Consider the following 8,042-nt stretch of genomic DNA (forward strand, 5'->3'; position numbering starts at 1 on the left):
TTTGCCTCCGGCTTCCTTCAGATTCTGCCTCGCGGCAGACACCCTTGCCCTTGGCTAACGGTAGGCGCTCGCCAGCCCCCGTTCGGGACTTTCACCCTAGAGATGACGCCCATGCTGGGCGTACCGAGATTGCCGGACGGTCTGAAAGAACATCCGGATTCTCCTTATTCCTTGCCCATCGTGCCGATGTCGATGACGAACCGGTACCGGACATCCGAAGCAAGAACGCGTTCCCAGGCTTCATCAATCTGATTGGCGGAGATCAGCTCGATTTCAGGCGTAATGCGGTGTTCGGCACAGAAATCAAGCATTTCCTGCGTTTCCCGAATGCCCCCGATGGCCGATCCGGCAAACGACCGGCGATGCGGGATAAGGGAAAACACTTGCACAGGCAATGCCTCCGGCGGAGCACCGACGTTGACCAAGGTGCCGTCGACGGCCAGCAGCGAGAGGTAGGCATTTAAATCAATCTTTGCGTTTACCGTATTCACGATCAGATCGAACGTGTTGGCCAGCGTCGTAAACGTTTCCGGATCGCTGGTGGCATAATAATGGTCCGCGCCAAGCTTTAAACCGTCTTCCTTTTTCTTCAGCGTCTGAGATAAAACCGTTACCTCCGCCCCCATAGCATGGGCGAGCTTCACGGCCATGTGTCCAAGCCCGCCGAGTCCAACCACCACGACCTTTTTGCCCGGCGCGGCGCCCCAATGGCGAAGCGGCGAATACGTCGTAATTCCGGCGCACAAAAGCGGTGCGGCGGCATCCAGGGCGATGCCGTCGGGAATGCGGACGACGAAATCTTCGGTTACGACGATGTGGGTGGAATAACCGCCCTGCGTGTATTGGCCGTATCTGTCGATCGCGGCGTAAGTCCCCGTATGACCATGATGGCAATATTGCTCCTCTCCCTTGCGGCAGCTCTCGCATTCTCCGCAGGAATCCACCATGCAGCCTACTCCTACTCGGTCGCCAATCGAATATTTCGTAACGTCCGATCCAACCCGGGCGACAATGCCGGCGATCTCGTGTCCGGGTACGAGAGGATATTGGACCGGCCCCCAATCGGTGGGGATCACGATGGCAAAAGTCGACCGAAGAATTGTTAAAACGCAAGAATCCTTAAAAAAAGCCGTCATCGAACTGATGGCCGTCAAAAATTTCGACGACATTACCATTCAGGACATTGCCGACCAGGCCAATGTAAACCGCGGTACCATTTATCTGCATTATCAGGACAAATATGATTTGTTGGATAAAATCATGGAAACCCATATTAATGAATTAAAGGAGATGGATACATGGGCGTGCGAGTTGGAATGGACCGATGCCCTGGTTCCTTATTTCGAATATTTCGAGAAAAATTACTTGCTTTTTTCCACCATGTTAGCCAGCAAAGGGATGCCATCCTCTTTCAGAACCCGGCTTCTTGCTTCTTTTATGGAAGGGTTTAGAGGCGAGATTGACAAAGAAAGCGGAAAAAATGCGGATTTAAACGAGGACGTGATGCTGCAGTATGCCGGAACGGCCTATGTCGGGGTCATTGAATGGTGGATCAAAAACGGGATGCCCTATCCCCCGAAAGACATGGCCAAACAAGTCGGAACCTTGTTGGAAAGAAGCCTATAAATAAAAAAGAGCGCCCGGGTTATCTCCAGGACGCTCTGCATGCTCTTACTCCGGCTCGTCCAGACCGGTCACGATCTGCTGTCGACGCCCATGTGTTCCTACCCATACCATTTTATACGGACCCCATTACAATATTTCAACATACCCTTCCGTTCCATTGACGCGAATTCGCTGCCCGTCCTTGATCAGCCCGGTAGCATTCTCCACTCCGACAACAGCCGGCAAGCCATATTCGCGAGCGATCACGGCGCCATGGGTCATCAGCCCGCCGACTTCGGTGACCAGACCTTTTATGGATACAAATAATGGCGTCCAGCTGGGGTCGGTAAAAGCGGTGACTAAGATATCGCCGTCTTCCAGATCGGCATCTTCCATGTTCCACATGACGCGTGCGCGTCCCTCGATCACTCCGGAGGAAACGGCAAGTCCTGCTAATGCTCCATCCGGAAGATTTTCCCGGTTGTACTCCCCTCTGATGATTTCGCCATCCGACGTCATTACGCGCGGTGGAGACAGTTTTTCATAACGTTGGTACTCTTCTTTCCGTTTGCTGATGATCCGGTCATCCAGTTTCTTTGTACGCGCGGCTTCGTGAAGCTCTTCGAAAGCGAGGTAGTAGATATCTTCTTTTTCACGAATCACGCCCGCTTGCACGAGCCGTTCGGCTTCTTTCAGCAAAGCCTGCTTATAAACGAAATAGCGATTCACCATGCCGTATTTGGGATATTCCCGGTAGCCGATGAAATTCCGGACGAGGTCGATCATACGTCTCGTTTCTTTGGCTTTTTGTTCGCCGTCCGGCAGTTGCTTCAAGCGATGGATCAACTCTTGTTCCTTGGCCAAAGCCTCCCGGCGCCCTTGCTCAAATTTGCGGCGGCTGGCGTTAGGCTCAAAGTTTTTGATGTTGCCCAAAATCAACGGGACAAGCGTGATCGGTTTTTCGCTCCAACGGGTCCGGGTCAAGTCGATTTCTCCGGCACAGCGCATGCCATATTTGTCGAGAAATCCTTGGATCGCGTCCCGGCTTTCCTGGCCGCCATCAAACTTCACCAGCTCATCCAGAAAGTTATCGTCTTTGGTCAGCTGCAAATAGTCAATCAATTCCGGATAAGGACGAATGACATCGGCGACATCCATCAGCGCCAGGCCCATCTCCGAAGTAATATTGCCGTCTACCGATTGGGAAAGCGTGTCTGCCGCGTTTTTTTCGCCCAACCATGCGTTCATGTTGTCATTGATCCATGCCGAAGCATTCATCGCAGCCATAAACACAGCCGTACTTTGCAGGTCGAATAGAATCCGCCTTAATTCCTGGATATCTTCCAGAATGAAATCAAACAAATCCGGCCCCGATTTCCCTTGAATGTTTTGTTTTAACTCTTCGATCGAGGTTTCACTACGCTTAATCAAATCCGAAACGATTGCCGGATCGCTCTCGAATGCCGCCGGCATACCTGTATTTCCTCTGCCCGGAACCGGTGCCGTTGGATCATGGGGTAACAATTTTATAAAATCCCGTTCGATGATGGTCATGAGTGCGCCTTTGATGAGCGGATCGGAGCCCACGGTATCTAATAAAGCTTCCCGTCCGGCAGAGGTAGCCAGCCGAGGCGCAACATCAACAAACAACCTGCCGCCGGCTGTACGCATGGGTGCGGGAGTGGTTAACAGGTAAAAAGACAATCCCAATGGTTTTATGGGATCGGTCATCATTTGTTGATGGCCCACAGAGATGTAGACGTGGTTTTCTTGATCATTCTCTGCAGGAATCGGAAATAAAGTCGTAATGGGACGACTCTGAACAATATGGAAGGTATCCTGAGCCAAACACCACTCAATATCTTGCGGCTGGCCGAAATAAGCTTCGATTCGTCTCCCGATGCGAGCCAGTCGTAAAATCTGATCATCCGTAAGCGTTTGAGTCTTTTGTAGATCGGGATCGATCGGCTTGGTTTCCGTTCCGCCTTCTTTTCGGCCATAAATCGCCAATGTTTTGGTTGCGATCCTCTTGTCGGCGATTTCTCCTTCCCGTACCTTGTAATGATCGGCAGTTACTATACCGGAGACCAACGCTTCTCCCAGGCCGTACCCGGCATCGATGGCAAGCAGCTTTCGGCTTCCGCTCATCGGATCGGCGGTAAATAAGATCCCTGAAGCCTGCGGGAAAACCATCTTTTGAACGATCACGGATAAATAAACTTGACGATGGTCGAATCCGTTTTGCACCCGGTACATGACCGCGCGATCCGTAAAAAGGGACGCCCAGCATTTGCGGATATGCTGCAGGATGGCGTCGACGCCGATGATGTTTAAGTAGGTGTCCTGCTGTCCCGCAAAAGAAGCATGCGGCAAATCCTCGGCGGTCGCGCTGGAACGCACGGCATAAGCTTGTTCCTCTCCAAACCGGGAGAGATAACGAACAACGGCATCCGCAACATCGGAAGGAATTTCTACATCCAATATGGTTTGTCTGATCTCCCTGCTGATCTCGCCCATTTGTTCTCGAGCCTCTGCGTTTAGCATGGTTAGTCGATGGAGCAACGCTTGATACGTTTCGTTTGGCTCGATGGCTTTTTGATAGGCTTCGGTGGTCACGCAAAATCCTTCGGGAACTTGGATCCCTTCGATTTTGGATAATTCCCCTAAATGCAATCCTTTCCCGCCTACGAGCCCAAGCTGCGTTTGTTGCATTTCCTGAAAATCGAGAACCAACGATCTCATTCCACATCTCTCCTAACCATGAAATAAAAAAAACATTTGACAAGAAATTTTCGGCATGCTACAATTAAATTGTAAGATGAGATACATATAGCCTTTTTATTAAATGTCAGTCGTGATCTGATTATATCATCACGTCTGTTTATATGCAATAAAAAAAGAACCTGATCATACGATTCAGGTTCTTTTTTTGATTTCCGCTATGCTTTTGTCGTATCCGAACTTCTTCAAAGACGGTCATTTCATGCAATGAAAAATAAACGACTTGTTGTCGGGACTTGCTTGTTTAAACTCCCAATCGCCATAAGTTGTGACTTGCGTAAAACCTGCCTTTTTCAACGAATCGGCGAGCTCTTCCTGCTTCCGGAACCTGATCTGCATTTTTTCATGAATCAACACTTCGCCCGTCTGCGCCTTTTTGACGGTTTCGTAAAACGTGAAAATATCTCCCTCGAACCCTTCATACTCCGTGTAAATTTCTAACGGATCTCCGGTTGCCGGATCTTGGGCAGTATCAGGAGTCATGTCCTTTTCCCATTCTTCCCAGGCTTTCGCCAAAGGGTTTCGCGTATCAAAAATAAAATGCCCGCCCGATTTTAAAGATCGGTATACATCCGAGATCGTTTGCTTCCAGCTCTCATCCGTCAGAAATACCTGTGCAACATTGGCTGTCATGATGACGGCATCGTAAGCCTTGGTTTGCAAATTCGTGCTGTCGCCAACCATCCATTGGACACGGTTTGCAGCGTCTTTGCTTTTCGCCATATGAATCGCTTCCGCGTTGGGGTCCACAGCCGTAATTTCATAGCCGTACCGGGCAAGCCGCGTCGTCCATCTTCCGGTTCCGCAGCCTAAGTCGGCAACGATTTGTACATGCAAACTCTTCAGAAGCGCCAAGAAAAATTCATCGTCTTTTCCCCAATGATTGATCTGGTCATAGACTAAGGGAATCATATGAGATGTCTACCCGCTTTCATACAATAATTACCGTCATCGTACCACAATTTCATTCATGCCAGTACCTGATTATGGGTTCTCGTAGTTTTTTAACGGCATTCCGACATATTCGCGGAAGGAACGGACCCGCTCCCCTTCGAACTCGAAAACGATGGCAAGCTCATTGCGAAAATCCCGCCCGTTCAACGAACCTTCCGAGCGAAAAACCACCATCCCGTTATCTTCATTTTCAAGCACGATAAGCGGAGTCAATTGCATTTGAAACACGGAACGTTCGAAACGGACCAAATCCTCGAACCGCTTTTTGCCTTGCTGCTCGTGATTCCACCCTTCCAGCGGGAGCGGAACGGAGAAACGAAAATCTTCCGTCGCCTTTTGAAGAAAATCGTCCGTATCCCCCGTTTCCAAAGCCTGCTTAAAAGCATCAAACACGTCGCGAGTTCGGGATGGGACTGAGCCTGCGTATTTTTCCATGAGAGAATCCTCCTCATTATGGTTCATTGATCGTTACCATCATCCTTTTCATCAAGCCACTTGTTTCATGAAACGCTATAGAGAAAGGGCGCCTGCTCATATAGGGCAGTTAGCTTGACAGAACCTTAAGCTGGCTCGAAATCGTGCCGAGGTGGATGGCTTCGTGAATCAAAGCGAAGTTGAACAACTCGCCGGCGGTGTGGAATTGGAAAGGTCCCAAAGCATAAGGAGTCGAAGGCTTGTCGTCCAGCATTGCTGGCGTCAGCTCGGATAGGCGGGAAAGCTGTGCCGTTAACATTTCGACCAGTACTTCCTTTGATGGAGGGGCAAATGTCCAGTCCGAAGGTTTCGTACCGGAGTTAAACAACGTTTCATACAAGTCGGGTATGGCTGTCGTGGAGCCGAAGCTCAGGGTTGCATACCGGTCCATCCAATAAATGATATGGCCGACGTTCCAACGGATGGTATTGTTGAATCCTGCCGCTTGAACGTCAAACCGTTCCTCAGGAATCGCGTTCACCTGCTGCAGCACCACTTGACGTACCGTTTTAGCCGTGTTGATGATCATTTCAGACATATTCATTTCCTCCTTTGTCATTGAGAACCGCTTGATCTGATCCCAGTATAGGTCCCGCGGAACTTCCCATCAATGCAGTGGGCGTTACCGTATCGTTAAGCAAAAGTTAACGATCACTCGTTGACAGAATAAGGAAGATGAAGTAAAACTAACGTGTACCATCCATTCGGCGATGCAATCGAAAGCAGGTGTGCGTTTTGGAGTTAAAACAACTACAGTATTTTATGGCCATATGCGAAGAGCTTCACTTCACGAAGGCAGCTGAAAAAATGGGAGTCAGCGCCCCCAACGTCAGCCAGCAGATAAGGAGATTGGAAGAAGAATTAGGTGTTCTGCTGTTCGATCGTGCGGGGAAAACAATTGTCTTAACCGAAGCCGGTGCGATTCTTCGCGAACATGGCGCCGCGATGTTCGGGCATCTGCAGCAAGCGAGCGACGCGATTGCCGACCTGAAGAAGATGCAAGGCGGATCGCTATCCATCGGCGTTTTGCCAGGAGATGCGGATCTCTTGTTTAATGCTTTGCTGCTGGACTTCCATCAAACCTATCCCGCCATTTCGCTGTCCCTTCTGGAAACCATGAAAGTAACCGAGCAAGTGTTGGACCGAAGCATCGATGTCGGCGTCACCATTGGACCTGTTAGCGACGAACGCCTCACTTCAATCCCTCTGTTTCACGAGGAGTTCGCATTGGCGGTAAGCAGGGATGATCCTCTGGCCGCGGAGAGCTTGATTCCCTTGAACAAGCTGCGTTCCTTGAAAATGGTCATGTTTCCACCCGAACATCAATGCCGCAAGCTGATCGACCGCTTTTGCATGGATAACGGATTTGCGCTGCAGCCGCATATGGTGACGACAACGTTATCTTCCCTTCTCCAGATGGTACAAAGCGGAGTCGGCGCATGCGTGCTGCCGCGGCTCCTGCTGGATAACCTTAACCGCCAAGACATCAAAGTCATACCTTTGAGAAATCCGACCCCTTCGCAGGATATTTGTCTGATCTATCGCAGCGACCGCTATGTCGGATATGCGATGCGGACGTTTATCAAAAAATTAAGATCCTATATCGAAACTGCCATCCAACAATCGAAGTCTTCGTAGTCCGTTCCCGCCCCCACGAATTAGATCACCAACAAGAGAATCACTAAGAGAAGGGGGCCGGAGACCGCCAAAATCGAAGACAAAACCTTATTTTTTACCGGTTGTACGAAATAAAAAACGAAAGAGCCTGCGACAAAAATGAAATACAAAGGCGGAAAGCTAAGCGATGCCAGGAAGCCCAAAATGATAAAGAGCGGAAAACCCATCCAATACGCAGATTCCATTTTTATTTTTGCAAGGACAAAAAACAACACGGCTCCAAGCAAACAACAAAAATAGTTATACAGTGCGACGAATAAAAGCTGGGTTTTTATATAATCGCGATGGAACGGAACAGTTAGAAAAAAGAGTAGCATTCCGATAAATGATATGCTCCCATCATAGTAGACAGTAGAAAAAATAAAAACTTCTACTACTACAACGATGGGAGTATTTCTATGTCTAAAAGAAGTTCAACTTCAACTGAAACGAAACTGCATGCCATACAGCGATGCCTGGAGCACAGGTCAAATCCAAACTATGAAGCGAGACAACTAGGGGTTAGTTCCCACACAGTTAGAGAGTGGATAAGAAAATACAGAGCAGATGGT

At 49.4% G+C, this 8,042-nt stretch carries 7 protein-coding genes and 1 pseudogene; 3 read left to right on the top strand and 5 right to left on the bottom strand.

The window, feature by feature from the left end:
• Window positions 1-164 precede the first annotated feature (164 nt).
• Window positions 165-1,064, bottom strand: a pseudogene (locus KI367_RS26255) (NAD(P)-dependent alcohol dehydrogenase); the annotation flags it as partial.
• Between the two features lie 13 nt (window positions 1,065-1,077).
• On the opposite strand from KI367_RS26255, the gene KI367_RS26260 reads away from it, so the two are divergent.
• Entirely contained in the window at window positions 1,078-1,626 is a 549-nt protein-coding gene (locus KI367_RS26260; RefSeq protein WP_212953180.1) for a TetR/AcrR family transcriptional regulator, read from the top strand.
• 126 nt (window positions 1,627-1,752) lie between these two features.
• Here the strand turns inward: KI367_RS26260 and ppsA are convergent, their stop codons facing one another.
• From ppsA to KI367_RS26280, 4 genes are all read right to left on the bottom strand, one after another.
• Window positions 1,753-4,347 (bottom strand): phosphoenolpyruvate synthase, encoded by a 2,595-nt coding sequence (gene ppsA, locus KI367_RS26265; protein ID WP_212953184.1) that lies wholly within the window; start codon window positions 4,345-4,347, stop codon window positions 1,753-1,755.
• A 234-nt stretch (window positions 4,348-4,581) separates the two neighbouring features.
• Window positions 4,582-5,298: a class I SAM-dependent methyltransferase gene (locus tag KI367_RS26270; RefSeq protein ID WP_212953187.1), complete on the bottom strand. Its 717-nt coding sequence runs from the start codon at window positions 5,296-5,298 to the stop codon at window positions 4,582-4,584.
• Window positions 5,299-5,370: 72 nt separating this feature from the next.
• Entirely contained in the window at window positions 5,371-5,775 is a 405-nt protein-coding gene (locus KI367_RS26275) for a nuclear transport factor 2 family protein (protein ID WP_036715127.1), read from the bottom strand.
• Window positions 5,776-5,884: 109 nt separating this feature from the next.
• Window positions 5,885-6,352, bottom strand: a complete 468-nt coding sequence (locus KI367_RS26280; protein ID WP_036715129.1) for a DinB family protein — start codon at window positions 6,350-6,352, stop codon at window positions 5,885-5,887.
• A gap of 197 nt (window positions 6,353-6,549) precedes the next feature.
• Between KI367_RS26280 and KI367_RS26285 the strand changes: the two genes are divergently transcribed.
• Window positions 6,550-7,452, top strand: a complete 903-nt coding sequence (locus KI367_RS26285; protein WP_212953190.1) for a LysR family transcriptional regulator — start codon at window positions 6,550-6,552, stop codon at window positions 7,450-7,452.
• A 437-nt stretch (window positions 7,453-7,889) separates the two neighbouring features.
• A partial coding sequence (locus tag KI367_RS27730) for a transposase (RefSeq protein WP_212953193.1) occupies window positions 7,890-8,042 on the top strand: 153 nt, incomplete at its 3' end.

Source organism: Paenibacillus cookii, assembly GCF_018333375.1.
In the GTDB taxonomy this organism is placed as follows: domain Bacteria; phylum Bacillota; class Bacilli; order Paenibacillales; family Paenibacillaceae; genus Paenibacillus_AQ; species Paenibacillus_AQ cookii.